Annotated in this window: 1 protein-coding gene; it reads left to right on the top strand. The window is 70.1% G+C overall.

Annotated elements, in window-relative coordinates; genetic code table 11:
• On the top strand, nt 1-348 hold a 348-nt coding region (locus tag H926_RS34245; RefSeq protein WP_022676205.1), incomplete at both ends, for a PTS glucose transporter subunit IIA.

The raw sequence follows: 348 nt of genomic DNA, 5'->3' as shown, positions 1-348 counted from the left end.
CACGCCATCACGCTGCGCCTGGCCGGTGGGGTGGAAGTGCTGATGCATATCGGGCTGGAAACCGTGCGCCTTAATGGCGAGGGCTTTGTCGCCCATGTGCAGGCGGGCGATACCGTGGCTGCCGGTGACCGCCTGATCAGCGTGGACCTGGGCACCGTGGCGCCGCGCGTCAAAGGCATGATCACCCCGATCGTGATCACCGAAACCGCCGGCCATGCCGTGATCGAGCGCGCCGTGCCCGGCCGCATCGCCCGTGGCGCGCCGCTGCTGGTGCTGGGTTCCGCGCAAGCTGAAAGCGCCGTGCCCGCTGCTGCCTTCGCCGCCACCGCACAGGCCACGCTGCGCCTG

It is taken from the genome of Novosphingobium sp. B-7 (assembly GCF_000410615.1).
Lineage (GTDB): Bacteria > Pseudomonadota > Alphaproteobacteria > Sphingomonadales > Sphingomonadaceae > Novosphingobium > Novosphingobium capsulatum.
Note: the sequence above shows the minus strand (reverse complement) of the source record. Positions and strands in the feature narration are given on the sequence as shown.